Genomic DNA, 17,863 nt, shown 5'->3' on the forward strand with positions numbered 1-17,863 from the left:
CGTACCGGCCACCGCCGACGCTCACCGCCGGCTCAACACCTGGTCCGCGAGCCCGTACGCGACGGCCTCCTCGGCACTGAGCACCTTGTCCCGATCCATGTCCGCGCGCAGCGTCGCCACGTCGTGGTGGGTGTGCCGGGCAAGGACCTCCTCCACCTGCGCGCGGATCCGCACCATCTCCTTGGCCGCGAGGCTCAGGTCGGAGACCGTCCCCTGCCGCCCACCACTGGCCGGCTGCCCGAGCAGCACCCGCGCGTGCCGCAGCACGAACCGCCGCCCCGCGTCCCCACCCGCCAGCAGCACCGCCGCCGTCGACGCCGCCTGTCCGACGCAGAACGTCGAGATCGGCGCCTGCACGAAGGTCATCGTGTCGTAGATCGCCATCAGCGAAGTGAACGACCCCCCGGGCGAGTTGAGGTAGATCGAGATCTCCCGCTCCGGGTTCTCCGACTCCAGGTGCAGGAGCTGCGCGATGACCACGTTCGCGACCCCGTCGTCGATCTCGGTGCCGAGGAAGATGATCCGCTCGTTCAGCAGCCGGCTGAACACGTCGTACGTCCGCTCGCCCTTCGCCGTCCGCTCGATCACGTACGGAACCGTGTACGACCCCATGTCAGAGCCCCATCCGTCGCCGCGAGGAGGCCGGACGAATGTCGGCCACCGACTCCACCACCTGGTCCACCAGGCCGTACGCCACAGCCTGTTCGGCCGTGAACCAGCGGTCCCGGTCGCCGTCCCGCCGGATCGTCTCCTCGCTCTGCCCGGTGTGCTCGGCGGTGATCCGCTCGATGGTCCGCTTGGTGTACTCCAGGTTCTCGGCCTGGATCTCGATGTCCGCGGTGGTACCGCCGATGCCCGCCGACGGCTGGTGCATCATGATCCGCGCGTTCGGCAGCACGAACCGCTTGCCGCGCGCCCCCGTCGTGAGCAGGAACTGCCCCATGCTCGCCGCGAACCCCATCGCCAGCGTCGAGACGTCGTTGGGGATCAGCCGCATCGTGTCGTAGACGGCCAGCCCGGCCGACACCGACCCCCCGGGGCTGTTGATGTACAGGCCGATGTCGCTGCGCGGGTCCTCCGCCGACAGCAACAGCAACTGGGCGCACACCCGGTTCGCCGACACGTCGTCGACCTGCGTGCCCAACAACACGATTCGCTGGGCCAGCAGTTGGGCCGCGAGCTGGTCGTCGAAGGGCCCGGGCCGGGTCTCACCGTCCCCCGCGCGGGGCGCGAGCGCGGTGGCGAATGGAGTCATCTGGTCCTCCTGGTCGAGGCGGAGCTGCCGTCCCCTCCACTCTCACCCCGCACCGCCCCCCGCCCACCGTTTCTCTGCCCACCGCAGATTCGCCACGGGCAGAGCGCGGCTACGCCACCGGACGCGGAGCCCCGCGGAACACCTCCCGCGCATGCCACTCCCGGTGCCGGTCCGCGACCGGCGGGACTCCCGGCTGCGGGCCGATGACGGGTCGTCCGGCGAGTGCGAGCACCTGCTGCCGGCTGGCCTCACTACGGCCGACGAACCGCTGGGACACCAGGATCCGCCGCCCCTCCCCCAGGCCCAGGACACCCTTGTCGAACAGCTTGTGGTGCAGCGAGCACAGGCACAGGCCGTTGTCGACGTCATCCGGCCCGTCATACGACCACCAGCGCACGTGCGCGGCCTCCAGGCCCACCACGCTCGCGCCGAGGGCTCCGTCGTAGCCGCAGAACGCGCACTGGAACTCGTAGGCGGTGAGTATCAGTTCACGCATCCGCCGGTCCCGCTGCCGCCGGGCGGAGGCGGTCGCGGTGGCCTCGGCCTGCTCCAGGTCGAGACCGACCGCCTCGCAGAGATCGGCGTGCAGGGAGGAGGGGAAGTGGGCGTCCAGCAGCACCCTGGCCATCCGCCCCAACAACGCCGGCTCCTCCCCCAGCGCCAGGCGCAGTTCCGCCGCGAGCCTGCCCGTCGCCCCGCTCGCGCGGAGAACCCCCACCCCACTGCCGGGGCTCCCCTGCCCGTGGTCGGTCCGGACCTCCCACACGCCGTCGCTGACCATGTGGTGGAACGGGTAGCCGGGGGTGGTCGGATTCGACGGCCCGTACTCGACGAGCAGCCGCTTCAGCTCCTCCTCGACCGCGCTGTAGCGCAACTCCCCGTCCGCATCCCGCTGGTAACTGCCGAGGGCGTACAACAGCAACAACGGCTTGTGCGGCGCCCGCACACCGTTGTTCGTCCAGCGCCTGAGATTCGCCACCCGCTCCAGCCAGTCCATGCGGGTCAGGGTAGCCACGCGCCCCAGGCCTACGTGGCGTCCGAGTAGGCGAGGTGCGTGCCGCAGGCCCGGCAGCGGAAGAGGTAGGCGGTCGGCTGGCCGTTCCTGGTCAACGCCATGAGGTACTGATCGCCCTGTGGCGAGGGCCAGGGTCCGTGGCCGAGTTCTTCCCGGAGTGACGTCCATGCCTCGGGGTGGTCGGCGAGTTCGGCGGCTCCGACGGCGCCCAGGAAGGCCGCGCCGTCTCCGCAGTGGACCAGCCAGCGCTCCTGCTGCCATCCGCTGAAGCCCGGTGTGCGTTGCGTGATCGCGTGGAGTCGATCCATCGGGACGTCGTCGAGGACGTCGGTGAACACGGCCTCGAAGCGGTCGGCCGCACTGCCGTCCGCGATGCACCAGGGGCACAGCCGGCCCCTGAGGTTCTCCACCGCGTAGACCGGGCCGGTGTAGATGTAGCCGCGGGCCCGGTTGCAGCAGCTGCACTCAGCCTCGGACCGGACGACGGCGCCGGTGGCCACCGGGTCGGGATGGTACGGAAACACGGGAAGCGGCTCTGCCACGGCCAGCGACCGTACCACTGCCGCTCCGCCCGCTTGAATCTTCGTCGGCATGCCTCTGCACAGGAAGTCGGTCGGGCCGACTTCCCGTGCAGAGCGGGTATCCGTTATCGCCGTGCCGTCAGCCGCGCAGGGTCGTGGTCCGCAGCTGCGGGTCGGCCGTGATCTCGGCTTCGGTGAACCGTTCGGTGACCCACTGCCGGTGGGAGAACAGCGCGGTCTGGTCCGAGTAGTGGGGCGAGGCGGGGTTGGCGGGCTCGCCGTAGGACAGCATCGTGCGGGTGCGGGGGCCGTCCGGCGTCAGCTCGGCGGCCATGACGAAGCTGGTGCCCTGCGCCAGGTTGCCGCCGCTGAGCTCGACTCCGCCCGCGTGGCCCGAGGTCGGCGAGGCCGCGACGACGTTGAAGCAGCCCTGCTCCTCGCCGCAGCCCGGCAGCGGGATCCCGGCCCAGCGCTGGAGGCTGCCGGGGGCGGCATCGAGCGGGACCTTGCCGGCGGTGAGCCCCTGCACGGCGTCCGCCAGGGCCGTCCGCACGTTCACGTCGTCGCCGTTGATGCCGCGCGGGGTGGTGACCGGGTGGGCCGGGTCGTACGGGACCTGCCACCAGGTGGACGGGAAGTCCTCGAGCAGGTGCGAGAAGAAGGCCGCCCACAGCACGGCGCCGTGGCTGTCGGCGTCGTCCCGCAGGTCCCAGCCGGCGAGGGCGGCGCAGGCCGCGCGGACGTCGACCGTCGTGCCGTCCCTCGCGGTGAGGGCCGGGTCGGCGCGGCACAGGGCGACCACGGCGTCCCGGCCGAACTCGCCGCTGTAGTTGCGGTCGCCGAACATCGCCGCCTGGAGGGTGGGCAGGGTGAAGCCGGGCGTGCCGAGTCCGTCGCCGCCGTCCAGCCGGCCGGCGATCATCTGCAGCCCGAGCTGGGGCCGCAGTTCCAGCTGGGAACGGCTGTCGTAGACGCCCGGGTAGCCGGTAAGCGGCGCGGCGGGGTTGGTGTAGAGCGGGCTGTTGTTGGAGTTGGCCAGGTAGTCGGTCCGGGTCAGGGTCGGGGCGCTGCCGGGTCCGAAGACGCCGGGCTCGACGGCGTCCGGGTCGCTGCCCCAGTCGCAGGCCGCCGTCGAGCCGTCCACGATGTCGGCCCGCTCCGGGTCGGCTTGCAGGATGCAGCGCCCGCCCTGCGCGTCGGTGAGGTGCGGGACGCGGGAGGAGTCGGTGAAGTAGGTGGTGCCGCTGGTGTCCACCGCGAACGTGTACATCCAGGGCATGCCCTGGTAGGTGTGCTGGGCGCTCTGCAACTGCGCGAGGTTCTGTGAACTGCCCATCGCCAGCCACTCGTTCACCAAGCGCAGGTTGTCGGCGTTGGCGTCGCGGACGGCGTACGCGGTGGTGGCCGTCCAGTGGGTGCCGAGCACCGGGCCGTAGCGGGAGGCGTAGAGGGTGCTGGTGACGGTGGACAGCTTCCCGTCGGCTCCCCGGACGGTGACGGGCACGGTCTGCCGGGTCATCGGCACGGCCTTGCCGTCGACCAGGTAGCTGGTCGGATCGCCCGGGACCAGGGACAGCCGGTAGACGGAGGCGTGCTGCGAGTGGTCGGCGGTGTGCGTCCAGGCCAGGCTCCGGTTGTGGCCGAGCTCCACCACCGGCGAGCCGTAGAAGCTAGCACCGGAGACGTCCAGCACCCCGGGGATCGTCAACTGCACTTGGTAGAGGCGGGCGTTGGCGATCCACGGAAGGTGCGGGTTGGCCAGCAGCATCGCGTCGTGGGCGCGGGTCGCGTCGCGGCCCATCGCCCAGCCGTTGCTGCCGGTGTCGTCCGCGAGCACCTTCGGGAGAGCTGGGAGGGCCGGGAGGGCCTCCGCGCGCGGCGCCCCGACACTATGCGCGCCATTGGTCGGCGCCGGCGGGATCGCGGTGGCGATGTCCTGCCGGAACGGCGTGACCCCCTCCACCTGGCCGAACTCGTACACGCCGGTCCAGACGTCCAGCGCGGTGATCGGGCCGACCCAGTCCTTGCCCCGGCAGGTCGGGTCCGGCAGCTTCGCCACACCGGTGTCGCGCAGATAGCGGTTGTAGCCCGCCACATAGCCGTCGACCAGTCGGCGCACCTGCTCCGTCGGGCCGAGCGGTGCCGGGCGGTCGAGCAGCCGCTGGACGGTACCCGCCTGCCGCAGGCCCTGGTGGTAGGTGTCGCTGGCGAGGTTGGTGGTCCCGTGCGCCAGCACGTCGTTGGAGGTGGCGGCCGGGCCGAGGTACCGCGAGCGCTCGCCCCGGAGCGTCAGCACCTGGTCGGCCATGGCACACAGGTTGTCCTGGGCGAACGCGTAGCCGTACCCGTAGCCCAGACCGCCGAAGTCGGCCGCCCGGATGTGCGGGATCCCGTACTCGGTCCGCTGGATCCGGGCCGTGTACCCGTGGTCGCCCACCGGGTTCCCCTCCGGGCCCGCAGCCGAGGCGGCGGTCGGGACCGCGAGCAGACAGAGTGCGGCGGCGACCGTCGCCAATCGCCGTATCGGAAGCATGACTTGACTGAGTTCTCTCACCCGGCCCACGGTTCCAGCCCGACCGCCGACCTCACATCAGCCCGCTGGGCGAGCCCTCGGACCGCCGCGTCGGCCGGAGTGCGTACGCAGGACGGATGACACTCCCGCGGATGACCCGGCGACTTCCCGCCCCGCACAGGAAGTCGATCGGGTCGACTTCCTGTGCAGGGCCCGCCGCACTACCGCCGGCCGGCGGCCACCCGTGCGTCGGCGTTCTCGTCCTCGCCCTGACCGTCCTCGCCCCAGCCGTCGCTGCGGTCGCGGTAGAGGGTGAAGCGGTCGTACAGGACGGGCGTGGGAAGCGGGTTGGCAACGGTGGCGGGCACCGAGTGGTAGTACGAGACGGTGATGGTGGTGCGGTCACCGGGGTACCGGCCCGGGTCGACGTCGAAGACGGCGACACCGTACGGGTACTTGGTGTCGGGGTCGGTGACGGCGGACCAGTGGGCCTTCTCCTTGGCGTCCGGGTCGGCCTTGAAGGTGAGCCGCTGGGTGCGGACGCTGGCCTGCCGGACGCCGTCCTCGTCGGCGGGCAGGTAGACGTCGTCGTGGCCGGCGGTGCCGCCGCCGCCGAGGATGAGGTGGACGGTGCCCTCGGAGGTGTCGATCTGCCGCAGGTCGTCGTCGACGACGGCGGGGGTGAGCAGCCCGCCCGGTTCGGTGCCGCGGACGGGGTGGGTGCGCTCGTAGTCGTGGTCGTGGCCGGCCAGGACGAGGTCGACGGAGTAGCGGTCGAGCAGCGGCAGCAGCTTCTCCCGGATGCCCATGTCGCCGCCGTGGCTGGCGGCGGAGGAGGACATCGCGAACTGGTGCAGGTTGACGACGATCCAGTCGACCGCGCTCCCGCCCCTCGCGCGCGACAGGACCCGCTCCAGCCAACGGAGTTGAGCGCCCTCGCTGTACTCGCTGATGTAGACGGACTGGCCGGTGGCCGGGTCGAGGCTGGCGTCGTCCTCGACCGCGATCTCGTTGCCGTCCAGGCTGACGAACAGCACCGAACCGACCTGGAAGCTGTACCAGTTGCCGCAGTAGTCGCGGGTGCCGTTGTCGGGCAGCTCGAAGCGGGTGAGGTAGGAGGCGTACCCGAGATCGCCGCCGCCGGCCTCGACCTCGTGGTTGCCGGGGGCCGGCATCCAGGGGCGGTTGGCGGCGGACTTGGACAGGTTGTTCATGAACGCGTTCCAGGCCTGCGGCTGGAGCTGCGGGTTGTTGTTGGCGTAGGCGAGGTCGCCGTTGAGGAGGTGGAACAGCGGGTTGAACTGTTCGACCTGCCGGACGGCGGCGGCGCCGTGGATGGAGGACTTCGCGAACACGTTGTCGCCGGTGCCGAGGTCGCCGAAGCTGGTGAACCGGAAGGCGGCGCGGCCGCGGGCGGGCGCGGTGCGGAAGGTGCCGCGGACGGGCTGGGCCCCGTCGTGCAGCACCTCGTAGACGTAGGTGGTGTCGGGGCGCAGCCCGTCCAGGCGGGCGTGGTGGGTGAAGGTCTCCACCTTGTTGAGGCCGTCGACGTAGCTGCGGCTGCTCGCGTCGACACTGCGGCCGGCGCCGCCGCGCGGGGTGCCGATCCGCACCCGGGGGCGCTGCACGGAGGCGCCGGTCGCCCAGGAGACCGTCATCTCGCGGGAGGGCTCGTTGCCCCACTGGAGGTGGATCTGCTCCGGTCCGGGGGTGCCGGCGACGGCCGGCTGGGTCCACAGCAGGGTGGACGCGGGCAGCGCGGCGAGCGCGCCGGCCGCCGTACCCGTCCGAAGGACCGTTCTGCGCGAAGGTTGTGCCGGGGGTTGTGCCGGGGGATGTGCCACTGCCGCCTCCTGGGCTCCGAGATCGCCCAGGAGGTTCCCAGTCGGACGGTACGTCCACACCACCGCCAACCGAGGTTACGGCGAACGGCAGTTGAACGCTGGTCCATACCAGTCGTTCAGTACGAGGCGTCCAGCCCGTCCAGCGCGTGCGAGCAGACGCAGTCCCGCTCGGCGGGCAGCCGCTCCAGGGCCTTGAACAGCACGCTGCGCAGCCGGTCGACATTGCCCGCGAAGACCTCCAGCACCTCCGCGTGGGTGACGCCCGCATCGCCCTCCACGCCCGCGTCGTGGTCGGTGACCAGCGCCAAGGAGGCGTAGCAGAGGCCGAGTTCGCGGGCGAGGACGGCTTCGGGGTGGCCGGTCATGCCGACGGCGGACCAGCCGTTGGCGGCGAACCAGCGGGATTCGGCGCGGGTGGAGAAGCGCGGGCCCTCGATGACCACCAGCGTGCCGCCGTCCACCGGCTCCCAGGCCGCCGAGCGGGCCGCCGCCAGCACCGCCGAGCGCCCGGCCGGGCAGTACGGGTCCGCCATCGACACGTGCACCACCCCCGGCGCCGTGCCGTCGGGCAGCGCCCGCCCGTCGTAGAAGGTCTGCACCCGCCCGGAGGTCCGGTCCACGAACTGGTCCGGCACCAGCAGCGTGCCCGGCCCGAACTCCGCCCGCAGCCCGCCCACCGCACACGGTCCCAGCACCTGCCGCACCCCCAGCGAACGCAGCGCCCACAGGTTCGCCCGGTAGTTGATCCCGTGCGGCGGCAGCCCGTGCCCCCGCCCGTGCCGCGGCAGGAACGCCACCCGACGCCCCGCCACCTCCCCCACGAACAACGCATCGCTCGGCGGCCCGTACGGGGTCTCCACCCGCACCTCCACCACCTCGTCCAGCAGCGCGTACAGCCCCGACCCGCCGATCACTCCCAGCTCGGCCCGTGCGGTGTCCTGATCGACCGTCATCGTCCGTCCGTCCCCTTCGTCGAGTGGCGTCCCGGCCACTCTAGGAGCGGACTGCCGCGCGGGGGTACGGCCGGATGGCCGCGGGCCACGGGGGTGGTGCGGGACGGCCGAGCGGGTGACCTCTCGGACGTGTCGGCGGTGGCGCGCCCCATCCGGCGTGCCTGGGTTGGAACGCGCCGCCTCCGGACGGCGCACGCCTTGTCCCCGGACCTGAGAGCCGCCCATGCCTCCCACCGCTCGACTCCGCCGCCTCGTCCCCACCGCGCTCTGCGCCCTCGCCGTGGCCCTCGCCGCCCCCGCGGCCCACGCCGCACCCCCGGGCGGCGACAGCGGGGCCGACCCCGGCGGGAGGTCGGACGGCGGCCGGTACGACTGGGAGCGGGTGGCGGACTGCGAGAGCAGCGGCAACTGGCACATCAACAGCGGCAACGGCTACTTCGGCGGCCTCCAGTTCGACCAGTCGACCTGGCGGGAGAACGGCGGCCTGGCCTACGCCCCGCGCGCCGACCTCGCCAGCCGCGAGCAGCAGGTGAAGGTGGCCCAGCACCTCGCCGAGCGGCGCGGCCTCGCCCCCTGGCCGGTCTGCGGCTCCCACGCCCTCGGCGGCCGCCCCCACCAGACGGCCACCCCGGACCGCGACGAGGCCCGTGGCGACGCCCGCGAGGGGGCCCGGGGCCGGACCCGCGACCAGGAGGCCGCCGAGGCCACCCGCGACCACGGGCGCGACGCCGTCCTGCCGCCGCCCGCCCCGGGCGCGGCGGGGGACGGCCGGTGGACCGTCCGCGAGGACGACACCCTGGACCAGCTCGCCGCCACCCTGCGCGTCCCCGGCGGCTGGCCCGCGCTGTACGCGCTCAACCGCGACACCGTCGGCGAGGACCCCGACCTCATCCAGCCCGGACTGGTCCTGCGCGTCCCGTCCTGAGCCGTCCGCGAGAACGGCAGCCGCCCACGCCGCGTCCCGGCGTGGGCGGCGGCCGTCACCAGCGGCTCCTGTCTCGGCGCAGCAGTGCACCCCGGGATCACCAGGAGCCGCTCCGACCAGACGCCGGCTACGCCCGGACGGCCGCCAGCACGTGCAGCCCGCGCGCGCCGGTCTCGTCGTGGCTCACCTCCAGGCCCGCCGCGCGCACCTGCTCCGTGACCCACCCGGTGGCCAGCCGCAGCTTGGGGTAGCTGCTGACCTGCTGGGTCCAGCCCTCGCCGGCGCGGGTGTGGATCAGGTCGTGGACCAGGGCGGTCTCCTCGTCCGGGTACTCCAGGAAGCAGGTCATGATCCGGTCCGCGGTGGCGCGCACCGGCAGGAAGCGGTCGGTGCCGGTCAGCGGTCGGGTGAGGTCGCGGAAGGAGAGCACCAGCCGCCCGCCCGGGGCGAGTGCGGCGGCGGCGTCGTGCAGCAGCGCCGCGACGTCCGCGCGGGTGGGCAGGTGGGTGAGGGTGTCGCCCATGCAGAGCACGGCCGCCACCGTGCCCGGCCCGGTGTGCTGCGGCAGCGCGCCGCGCAGGTCGGCCTCGACGGTGCGGACGGCCCCGGCGTACCCGGCCTTGTCGGCGGACTCGCGCAGTTCGGCGAGCAGCGGGGCGCTGGTGTCCACGGCGAGGACGGGGTCGAAGCCGAGGGCGGCCAGCGCCAGGGTCTGGGTGCCGGGGCCGGCGCCGAGGTCCACGGCGGTGCGGCCGGCGGCCCCGGGCTCGACCCCGAGGCCGGCCAGCAGTTCGGCCTGCGCCTCGGCCAGGGCGGGGACGTCGCCGCCCAGCATCCAGGTGTAGTGGGCGGCGAGGAGACGGTCGTAGTGCTCGGGTGCGGTGCTCATGACGGGCTGGGCCCCTTCTCACGATCCGATGGTCCGATGGTCCGACCGCACTCTAGAGGGGGCTTACAAAGCCGTGGAACGGCGGAGCCGCCCACCGGAACGCCGACGGCCCGCCCGGTCCTGGTGGACCGGACGGGCCGGGGCACTACGGGCGGCGGCCGTCAGCCGACGTGGACCCGCGGACGCTTCGTCCGGTCCGGCTCCGCCTCGCGCAGCACCTCGCGGGTGACCGGCGCGACCTCGCCCTGACCGAACAGGATGAACCGCAGGAACTGGGCGAACGGGTGGCCCTCGGTCCACTCGAAGTACAGGTGCGGCCGCTGCCCGGTGCGGTCCCGGACGGTGAGCGCCAGCGCGGCGATCGCGTTCGGGATGCTGGAGCTCTCCAGGGTGAGCACCCGGTACCGGCCGTGCAGCACCTCGCCGCGGACGGTCAGCTCGGACTCGAAGTCCGAGGCGTCCCGGACGGTCACCTCGACGAAGACCAGGTCGTCCTCGCCGGGGATGTCGTTGTCGGCGCGGATCTGCCGGATCTTGTCGCGGTACTCGGCGACGTCCCGGTTGGTCGGCTCGTTGGCGATCAGGCGCAGCGGGCGGTGGGCGTAGTCGCGGATGAACCGCTCCGCCGTGTCGTCCAGCACCACGTCCGTGACGCGCAGCTCGAAGGCGCGCTTGAGGCGGGAGAGCAGCGAGACCAGGATGATGCCGGCGATGAAGCAGGCACCGATCTTGACACCGTCCGGGCGCTCCATGGTGTTCACCACGGTGGTGTACAGGAACACCGCCGCGATGATCCCGAAGGCGATGGTCCAGCCGCGCTGGCGCTTCTTGTAGGCGGCGATGGTGACCGCGATCGCCGCCGAGCTGATCAGGACCAGGACGCCGGTGGCGTAGGCGCCGCCCTGGGCGTCGACGTTGGCGTCGAACAGCCAGGTGATCAGGAAGCCGACGATGGTCAGGACGATCACCATCGGGCGCACGGCGCGGGCCCAGTGCGGGGCCATGCCGTAGCGCGGCAGGTAGCGGGGCAGCAGGTTGAGCATGCCCGCCATGGCGGAGGCGCCGGCGAACCACAGGATCGCGATGGTCGACAGGTCGTAGACGCTGCCGAAGGCGCCGCCCAGGTACTCGTGCGCCAGGAAGGCCAGGGCGCGGCCGTTGGCCTGGCCGCCGCTCTCGAACTCCTTGGCCGGGATGAGCAGGGTGCAGATGAAGCTGGTCGCGATCAGGAAGGTGCTCATGATCACGGCGGCGGTGGTGAGCAGCTTGCGGGTGCCGCGGATCCGGCCGACCGGGTTCGCCTCGGTGTCGTCGGCGTCGCCCTTGATGTGCGGCATCACGGCGACGCCGGTCTCGAAGCCGGACATGCCGAGCGCGAGCTTCGGGAAGACGACGAGCGCGACGCCGATCATCACGAAGACGTTGCCGTGCTGGGTGGTCAGCGCGTTGGACCAGTCGGTGACCACGTGCGGCGCCTGGATGATCTTCCAGATGCCGACCGCCACGACCACCACGTTGAGCGCCAGGTAGACCGCGACCAGCCCGACGGCCAGGCCGATCGCCTCGCTGAAGCCCTTGAGGAAGACGGCACCGAGCAGGGCGACCAGGATCAGCGTGATCAGCATCTGCTTGCCGCCGAGGGCACCGGTGAGGTGCGGGTTCTCGACCAGGTGGGCGCTGGCGTCGGCGGCCGAGAGGGTGATCGTGATGATGAAGTCCGTCGCCGCGAAGCCCAGCAGCGCCAGGACGAACAGCTTGCCCTTCCAGAACGACAGCAGCCGCTCCAGCATCGCGATCGAGCCCTCACCGCGCGGGCTCTCCTGGGCGACCCGCCGGTAGACCGGCAGCGCGCCCAGCAGGGTGACCAGCACCAGCACGATCGTGGCGATCGGCGAGAGCAGGCCGGCCGCGAGGGCGGCGATGCCCGGCTGGTAGCCGAGCGTCGAGAAGTAGTCCAGACCGGTCAGGCACATCACGCGCCACCACGACTGGCCCGTGTGCGCAGCGTGACCGGCCTCGGCGGCGGAGTCCCCCGGCTCCGCGCCGTCCTGTTGCGCCTTCGCGGCGGCGTCCCTGGCGGCCTTCTCCGGGGACATGTCCTCCAGGAGCCAGCTGCGGAGCCGTATTCGCGCCGACGACGGGTCCTCCGTCGTCGCCTCCGTCGAACCCGACGAAACCACCTTGCACCTCTTGTTTAAAGACCCCGTAAAAGCGCCGTCGGGCGACGGCAGTGCGCCAGGCTATGCGACATGCGTTAAGGAGTCGTCATCGGCCCGCGTTAAGAAAACGTCATGGCTTCGCAGGTCGGGGCGGGTGGCGGGGATCGGCGGTTCCGACCGCCGGGGCGGGGCGGTGATCCACCCGCCCCGGCGTCTCACGGACCGGACGAGGTTACGCCCGGTAACCGAGGACCGTCATCATGCCGGTCTCCGCGTGGTACACGTTGTGGCAGTGCACCATCCACAGGCCCGGGTTGTCGGCGTCGAAGTCCACCGCCAGGGTCGTGCCCGGCAGCACGATCGCGGTGTCCTTGCGCGGGCCGTCCGCGCCCAGCGCGAAGGTGTGTCCGTGCAGGTGGACGGGGTGCCACATGCTCGTGCTGTTGCGGAACTCCAGCCGCACCCGCTCCCCCGCCGCGACCGGGTAGCGCTGCGCCGGGTCGTACCGGCGGCCGTTGAACGCCCAATCGGCCTTCGCCATGCCGCCGGTGAGCTCCAGCGCCACCGTGCGGTCCGGCGCCCTGTCCGGCAGGCGGACGCTCCGGTCGGCCTTCAACTGCCCGGCGGTCAGCAGCCGGCCGTCCAGCTCGGCCGGGCGCGTCGAGGCGTCCGGCGCCGCGCCGCCGCCGGTGCGCAGCACGGCCAGCGCGGTGGCGTTCTTGCCCTCGGCCAGGGCGGTCAGCGGGAAGGCGCCGTCCTTGGCGGTGACCAGCACGTCGTAGCGCTCGCCCATGCCGAGCAACAGCGCCTGGGTGGTGGCCTGTTCGACCGGGAAGCCGTCGGTGTGGGTGACGGTCAGCTCGTGCCCGCCGAGGGCGACCCGGTAGGCGGTGTCGCCGCCGGCGTTGATCAGCCGGATCCGGATCCGGTCGCCGGGCTTGGCGGCGAAGGTCTCGGGGGCGCCCGCCAGGCGGCCGTTGACCAGGTGGAACGGGTAGGAGACGTCGCCCGCGTCGCCGCCGAGCAGCGGGCTGGCGGCGCCCATCAGCATCCGCGACGGGCCGGTGGGGGCGGCGGAGGCGCTGGGGGCGCTGGGGGCGCTCCCAGCGCCCATGCCGGGCATGCCGTGCCCCGAGTGGTCCATGCCACCCATGCCGCCCGTGCCACCCGTCCCGCCCATCTCACCCATTCCCTTGGCGAGTTCGGCGAGGACGGCGTCCGGGGTGCTGCCGTCGACCCCGTCCACCCAGTCGTCCAGGACGACGACCCACTCCTTGTCGTAGCTCAACGGCTCCTTCGGATCCTCGACGATCAGCGGGGCGTACAGGCCGCGGTCCTGCTGGACGCCGGAGTGCGGGTGGAACCAGTAGGTGCCGGGGTGGGCGAGGGCGAAGCGGTAGTCGAAGGAGGCGCCCGCCCGGACCGCCTCCTGGGTCACGCCCGGCACGCCGTCCATGTCATTGCGCAGCGCGAGGCCGTGCCAGTGCAGCGAGGTGGGCTGCGGCAGGTGGTTGGCGAGGGTGACCGCGAGCGTGTCGCCGACGGTGGCGCGCACCTCCCGGCCGGGCAGGCGGTCGCCGTAGGCCCAGCTGCGGACGGTGCGTCCGCCCAGGTCGAGGGTGGTCTCTGTGGCGGTGAGCGCGACCTTGCGCTCGGGCCCGGGCTTGCGGCGGGCCTCGGCAGCGGCGGCCTCGGGACCGTTCGGGGCGACGAAGCCGCTCACCGGCGGCCGGCTCATGGACGAGTGGTCCATCCCCTTCATCGAGTCGGAGGAACAGGCGGTGAGCAGGCCGGTCCCGGCGGCGGCGAGCGCGGCGCCGAGGACGGTACGACGGGTGGGTGTGCGCATGACGGAGTGCACCTCATACAGGGGTGGTGTGGACGTACAGGACGGCGCGTCGGCCACTCCGTGCGCGGGCGCGAATGCGCGCGAGCGGGCACGGAACGGCCGGCACGCGCCTACTGACGCAGCACCGACAATCTGCTGAGGAGGACCCGCCCACCCCCGGGCGGCGGCAACGCCCGCACGGCCCGCAACAACCGCGCCCGCACCTCGGCAGCGGCATCACCACTACGGCGCAACAGCGTCCCGGCGACCAGCAGCACCACGGTCCAGCCGGCCAGCACGGCAAGGCAGACCGCCATCGGGTCCATCCCATCGGCGACAGCGGGATCAGCGGTCGCCCCATGGTGTTCCGGCATCTGCTGGACCGCCGTCACCCGGGCCCCGTGCCCACCGTGCCCACCACTCGGATGCCCGAGCGTGTGCATCGTCACGATGCCGAGCACCAGCCCGGCGAGAAGCAGCAGGCGCAGCGCCCCAGGCAGCGAAACACCGCACGGCCGCCGCTGCGCCATACCCCGCCTCCCGTCCGCCCCGCCCGTCCACTTACCCCCGCAGGGTATCCCGGATAACGGGCAGACGGTCGCCACACCGCCCCCACACGTCCGCCGAGCTTCCTCCGCATCGAACCCGTTAGCATACGTCACTAGTTTTCGAACACATGGCCCTGCCGCCAACCGGGCCACATACATGGGGGGGAACCATGGCAGCACAAGACGCAGGCTTGGAGTTCAAGGTCAAACCGGCCGAACTGGACGGCTGCGGCCAGAGCGCACAGCACATCGGCGGTCTCATACCGGGGGAGACGACGAAGATCACCGAACCGTCCAACCAGGCCGCCGGCACCCTCCAGGGCTGGCAGACGGCGACCGCCATCAAGAACTGCAGCGCCAACTGGAAGACCCTGCTGGACAAGCTCGGCAGCGACATGGGCGACGTCGGCACCAAGCTCGGCACCACGGCCACCTACTACCGCCAGGCCGAGCAGAACGCCCACAACAGCATGCGGAACCCGAACGCGCCCGCCTCGAACGGACCGGAGCCGGACCCCTTCGACACCAACTTCACCCAGGGCCCGGTCAAGCCCCGCAGCGCGAAGGCGGCCGAGTAACCGATGGACATCAAGACCCTCTACGACGCCAACATCAACAACATCACGGTCGCGAAGAACGCCTACGACACCCTCTACAGCGCCTTCGGCCAGCACATCGAGAACTGGCAGCACGACGTCGTCGACCGCCTCGGCCACTCCGAGTGGACCGGGACGGCCGCCGGGCACGCCAACACCCGGATCCAGTTCCTGGGCAACGAACTCCAGGCCGCGAAGCAGGAACTCGGCCTCATCAGCAAGGCACTCACCGACGCCGCCGAGGGCATCGCGGCGGCGCAGTCCCACCTGATCAGCGCGCTGGACGACGCCAAGAAGAACAAGATGACCGTCGCTCCCGACGGCGGCATCACCTGGGACAAGGACCCCAACTCCCCCAACTACGCCGGGGACAAGGCCGAGGCCACCGCCAAGGAGATCGGCAAGCGCATCACTGCTGCTCTCACCGAGGCCGACCACACCGACCAGACCATCAACGCCCGGCTCGGCCACCTCGCCACCAACGCCACCAACGGCACCGGCCTCGACTCCGCCACCGCCAAGGCCGACCAGACCGCCACCGACGCCCTCAACCAGGTCCCCGCCGCCGGCACCGACCCCAACAGCGTCAAGGCCTGGTGGAACGGCCTCACCGACGCCCAGCAGCAGCACATGATCCAGACCGAACACGACAAGGTCGGTGCCCTCGACGGCATCCCGGCCACCGCCCGGCACCAGGCCAACCTGATCAACCTCCAGCGCGGCAAGGAGCGCATCCAGCGTCAGCTCGATGCCCTCGGCCCCGAGCCGGTGCACAACCTGGCGACCTATAACGGTCAGCCGATCAAGAATCCCGACTATGACGACTGGAAGCAAAAGCACGACGACCTCGAGGACAAGATGCACGGCATCGAGACCATCGAAGATCGGCTGAACACTCCGGTCGACGCCGACCACCCGCCCGCCTTCCTGCTCGGCTTCGACACCAAGGGCAAGGGCCACGCCATCGTCGCGGTCAACAACCCCGACACCGCCGACAACGTCTCGACCTACGTTCCCGGTACTGGGGCCCGCCTCGGCGGCAGTCTCCACAGCGACATCGAACGGTCCGACCTGATGGTCGCCTCCGCCAACCAGGCCACGGGGAACTCAAAAACCACATCGTCGATCACCTGGGTCGGCTATGCCGCACCGCAGTCGATCGTCCCTGACGCGGCCTTCGACATCTTCGCGAAGGCTGCCGAGAACGACCTGCACAGCTTCGAGACCGGTCTCCGTGCCACGCACGAGGGAAAGCCTTCGAACAACACCATCCTCGGCCACAGCTACGGCACCACGACCGTGGGCTACACATTGCGCGACAAGGGTTTGCCCGTCGACAACGTCGTCCTGATCGCCAGCCCTGGCGTCGGCGTCGAGCACGCCCGAGATCTGGGAGTCGACCCGTCCCACGTCTTCGCGGCGCAAGGCGACATCGACAGCATCAAGTTCGCACCCCCGGAGGATGCCGACAACTTTGCGAGCAACCTCATCAACAATGCCGGAGGAAGCTTCGGATTCATCGACGAACCCGACCACCACGTGGCCTTCGGGCGCGACCCGAGCGTTCCACAGTTCGGTGCGCAGATCATCCCCACCAGCCCGGGAACGGATCACTCCGGCTACTGGGAAAACGGCTCCGCCTCCCTGATAGCCATGGGAAAGGCCATCGCCGGAAAGCCGATCTCATGAGAAACGCCATCCACATCGGCCCAGCCCGGTCATGGCCCGGCAAGGTCGTCACGGCAGCAGCCGTCGCGATCACAGCGCTGACGCTGAACGCCTGCAGTGCGATGACTTCGCAGGAGCAGTCGAAGCCCACCATGACGGTCGACCAGGCGAAGAAGCTGATCGACGGCTACCAGGGCGACATCCTGGCCAACCTGTCGATCAAACCCACGTCGAATCCGACCTCGTTCAGCGACCTTGAGTGCGACGCCAACAACTCCGGACCGCACGGCCGGAAGCAGACCTGGCGGTCCGCCACATTCGAGAGCCTCCCGCTGTCCGGAAGGACGGAAGCTGCAGACGCCTTCCGCAGCTACCTCACCGGACGGGGTTTCCAACTGGTGGAGCCCGACGCCCGTCTCGGCTGGGTGAAGATGAAGAACCCCAAGGACAACTTCGTCGCCATCCTGGGCGGCGCCACCGACGCGAGCCGCACGTTCCAACTGGATGTCATCTCCCCCTGCCTCTGGCCCAACGGCACTCCGCCGCCAGCCTGACCCGATAATCCCGTTCAGGGCCGCACCTTCCCCAGGTGCGGCCCTGCGCGCCATCGCCGGAAGGCCGATCCCATGAACACCGCCGAGCACGTCCCTCTCATCAAGCGGGCCACCGCGGCCATCGCACTGCTGTGCACGCTGGCGGCGTGCAGCCACGGCTCCGACGAACCGACCATCACTCGGGCCCAGGCGAGACAGAAGACCGAGGTGTACTTCGCCGACGTCTTCGCCGCCCTCCCGCAGCCGGTGACGGCGCTCTCCGACCGGGACGACGACGGCATGTGTTTCAAGAACGACGCGCCGTCGGAAGAGGACGGCCGGGTCATGGCGGTGACGTCACGCTACCTCCGCGGCATCCCGGCCGACCGCCACGCGGCGACCTTCGACGCATTCCGCGACCACCTCGTCAAGGCCGGATTCGAGGTCACCAGCAGCCACCGTGACGCCGTCTTCCTCAAGAACCCGAAGGACGGCTTCAAAGCCTCCATCGACGACGGCGGCGACTGGACCACCACCCTGACCATCGGGTTCGTCTCCCCCTGCGTCTGGCCCGACGGCACGCCGCCCGCCTGAGCCCAACTCCCGTTCGGGGCCGC

Annotated in this window: 16 protein-coding genes; 5 read left to right on the plus strand and 11 right to left on the minus strand. The window is 71.4% G+C overall.

The genetic code is table 11. The features are described from left to right. Positions 1–21: 21 nt before the first annotated feature. From ACFVXG_RS39875 to ACFVXG_RS39905, 7 genes are all read right to left on the minus strand, one after another. On the minus strand, positions 22–612 hold the full coding sequence (locus ACFVXG_RS39875; protein ID WP_387935111.1) for a ClpP family protease: 591 nt from the start codon (positions 610–612) through the stop codon (positions 22–24). Position 613: 1 nt separating this feature from the next. After that, positions 614–1,255, minus strand: coding sequence for a ClpP family protease (locus ACFVXG_RS39880; protein WP_387935113.1), 642 nt, complete (start codon positions 1,253–1,255; stop codon positions 614–616). A 109-nt stretch (positions 1,256–1,364) separates the two neighbouring features. Next, positions 1,365–2,252 (minus strand): phosphorothioated DNA-binding restriction endonuclease, encoded by an 888-nt coding sequence (locus ACFVXG_RS39885; RefSeq protein WP_387935115.1) that lies wholly within the window; start codon positions 2,250–2,252, stop codon positions 1,365–1,367. Positions 2,253–2,281: 29 nt separating this feature from the next. Next, a complete protein-coding gene (locus ACFVXG_RS39890) occupies positions 2,282–2,863 on the minus strand; it encodes a CbrC family protein (protein WP_387935117.1) in 582 nt (193 codons plus the stop codon). A 67-nt stretch (positions 2,864–2,930) separates the two neighbouring features. Further along, positions 2,931–5,306: a penicillin acylase family protein gene (locus tag ACFVXG_RS39895; protein ID WP_387935119.1), complete on the minus strand. Its 2,376-nt coding sequence runs from the start codon at positions 5,304–5,306 to the stop codon at positions 2,931–2,933. 218 nt (positions 5,307–5,524) lie between these two features. Further along, positions 5,525–7,147, minus strand: a complete 1,623-nt coding sequence (locus ACFVXG_RS39900; RefSeq protein WP_387935120.1) for a purple acid phosphatase family protein — start codon at positions 7,145–7,147, stop codon at positions 5,525–5,527. A 116-nt stretch (positions 7,148–7,263) separates the two neighbouring features. Next, positions 7,264–8,100, minus strand: a complete 837-nt coding sequence (locus ACFVXG_RS39905) for an S-methyl-5'-thioadenosine phosphorylase (RefSeq protein WP_387935122.1) — start codon at positions 8,098–8,100, stop codon at positions 7,264–7,266. A gap of 223 nt (positions 8,101–8,323) precedes the next feature. Between ACFVXG_RS39905 and ACFVXG_RS39910 the strand changes: the two genes are divergently transcribed. After that, a complete protein-coding gene (locus ACFVXG_RS39910; protein ID WP_387935124.1) occupies positions 8,324–9,025 on the plus strand; it encodes a transglycosylase family protein in 702 nt (233 codons plus the stop codon). A gap of 127 nt (positions 9,026–9,152) precedes the next feature. Here ACFVXG_RS39910 and ACFVXG_RS39915 read toward each other — a convergent pair whose 3' ends face one another. From ACFVXG_RS39915 to ACFVXG_RS39930, 4 genes are all read right to left on the minus strand, one after another. Further along, positions 9,153–9,914 carry a class I SAM-dependent methyltransferase gene (locus ACFVXG_RS39915; RefSeq protein WP_387935125.1) on the minus strand — a complete coding sequence of 254 codons (762 nt, stop codon included), beginning with the start codon at positions 9,912–9,914 and terminating at the stop codon, positions 9,153–9,155. A 161-nt stretch (positions 9,915–10,075) separates the two neighbouring features. Continuing rightward, a complete protein-coding gene (locus ACFVXG_RS39920; RefSeq protein WP_387935127.1) occupies positions 10,076–12,010 on the minus strand; it encodes an amino acid transporter in 1,935 nt (644 codons plus the stop codon). A gap of 295 nt (positions 12,011–12,305) precedes the next feature. Next, on the minus strand, positions 12,306–13,922 hold the full coding sequence (locus ACFVXG_RS39925) for a multicopper oxidase family protein (RefSeq protein WP_387935128.1): 1,617 nt from the start codon (positions 13,920–13,922) through the stop codon (positions 12,306–12,308). 110 nt (positions 13,923–14,032) lie between these two features. Beyond that, positions 14,033–14,431, minus strand: coding sequence for a hypothetical protein (locus ACFVXG_RS39930; protein WP_387935130.1), 399 nt, complete (start codon positions 14,429–14,431; stop codon positions 14,033–14,035). A 188-nt stretch (positions 14,432–14,619) separates the two neighbouring features. On the opposite strand from ACFVXG_RS39930, the gene ACFVXG_RS39935 reads away from it, so the two are divergent. From ACFVXG_RS39935 to ACFVXG_RS39950, 4 genes are all read left to right on the plus strand, one after another. Continuing rightward, positions 14,620–15,027 (plus strand): hypothetical protein, encoded by a 408-nt coding sequence (locus tag ACFVXG_RS39935; RefSeq protein WP_387935132.1) that lies wholly within the window; start codon positions 14,620–14,622, stop codon positions 15,025–15,027. A gap of 3 nt (positions 15,028–15,030) precedes the next feature. Beyond that, complete coding sequence (locus tag ACFVXG_RS39940) at positions 15,031–16,734, plus strand: alpha/beta hydrolase (protein ID WP_387935134.1); 1,704 nt, start codon at positions 15,031–15,033, stop codon at positions 16,732–16,734. Then, positions 16,731–17,267: a hypothetical protein gene (locus ACFVXG_RS39945; RefSeq protein ID WP_387935136.1), complete on the plus strand. Its 537-nt coding sequence runs from the start codon at positions 16,731–16,733 to the stop codon at positions 17,265–17,267. The genes ACFVXG_RS39940 and ACFVXG_RS39945 overlap by 4 nt, the downstream gene beginning before the upstream one ends. A gap of 72 nt (positions 17,268–17,339) precedes the next feature. Continuing rightward, the gene (locus ACFVXG_RS39950) at positions 17,340–17,840 is read left to right on the plus strand and encodes a hypothetical protein (RefSeq protein ID WP_387935138.1); all 501 of its coding nucleotides are present in this window, start codon (positions 17,340–17,342) and stop codon (positions 17,838–17,840) included. Positions 17,841–17,863 lie beyond the last annotated feature (23 nt).

It is taken from the genome of Kitasatospora sp. NPDC058162 (assembly GCF_042884005.1).
Lineage (GTDB): Bacteria > Actinomycetota > Actinomycetes > Streptomycetales > Streptomycetaceae > Kitasatospora.

What these genes read in the sequence shown, in the direction of transcription:
- ACFVXG_RS39875 (WP_387935111.1), bottom strand. Translation starts at nt 612, where the DNA reads ATGGGGTCGTACACGGTTCCGTACGTGATCGAGCGGACGGCGAAGGGC.
- ACFVXG_RS39880 (WP_387935113.1), bottom strand. Translation starts at nt 1,255, where the DNA reads ATGACTCCATTCGCCACCGCGCTCGCGCCCCGCGCGGGGGACGGTGAG.
- ACFVXG_RS39885 (WP_387935115.1), bottom strand. Translation starts at nt 2,252, where the DNA reads ATGGACTGGCTGGAGCGGGTGGCGAATCTCAGGCGCTGGACGAACAAC.
- ACFVXG_RS39890 (WP_387935117.1), bottom strand. Translation starts at nt 2,863, where the DNA reads ATGCCGACGAAGATTCAAGCGGGCGGAGCGGCAGTGGTACGGTCGCTG.
- ACFVXG_RS39905 (WP_387935122.1), bottom strand. Translation starts at nt 8,100, where the DNA reads ATGACGGTCGATCAGGACACCGCACGGGCCGAGCTGGGAGTGATCGGC.
- ACFVXG_RS39910 (WP_387935124.1), top strand. Translation starts at nt 8,324, where the DNA reads ATGCCTCCCACCGCTCGACTCCGCCGCCTCGTCCCCACCGCGCTCTGC.
- ACFVXG_RS39915 (WP_387935125.1), bottom strand. Translation starts at nt 9,914, where the DNA reads ATGAGCACCGCACCCGAGCACTACGACCGTCTCCTCGCCGCCCACTAC.
- ACFVXG_RS39920 (WP_387935127.1), bottom strand. Translation starts at nt 12,010, where the DNA reads ATGTCCCCGGAGAAGGCCGCCAGGGACGCCGCCGCGAAGGCGCAACAG.
- ACFVXG_RS39925 (WP_387935128.1), bottom strand. Translation starts at nt 13,922, where the DNA reads ATGCGCACACCCACCCGTCGTACCGTCCTCGGCGCCGCGCTCGCCGCC.
- ACFVXG_RS39930 (WP_387935130.1), bottom strand. Translation starts at nt 14,431, where the DNA reads ATGGCGCAGCGGCGGCCGTGCGGTGTTTCGCTGCCTGGGGCGCTGCGC.
- ACFVXG_RS39935 (WP_387935132.1), top strand. Translation starts at nt 14,620, where the DNA reads ATGGCAGCACAAGACGCAGGCTTGGAGTTCAAGGTCAAACCGGCCGAA.
- ACFVXG_RS39940 (WP_387935134.1), top strand. Translation starts at nt 15,031, where the DNA reads ATGGACATCAAGACCCTCTACGACGCCAACATCAACAACATCACGGTC.
- ACFVXG_RS39945 (WP_387935136.1), top strand. Translation starts at nt 16,731, where the DNA reads ATGAGAAACGCCATCCACATCGGCCCAGCCCGGTCATGGCCCGGCAAG.
- ACFVXG_RS39950 (WP_387935138.1), top strand. Translation starts at nt 17,340, where the DNA reads ATGAACACCGCCGAGCACGTCCCTCTCATCAAGCGGGCCACCGCGGCC.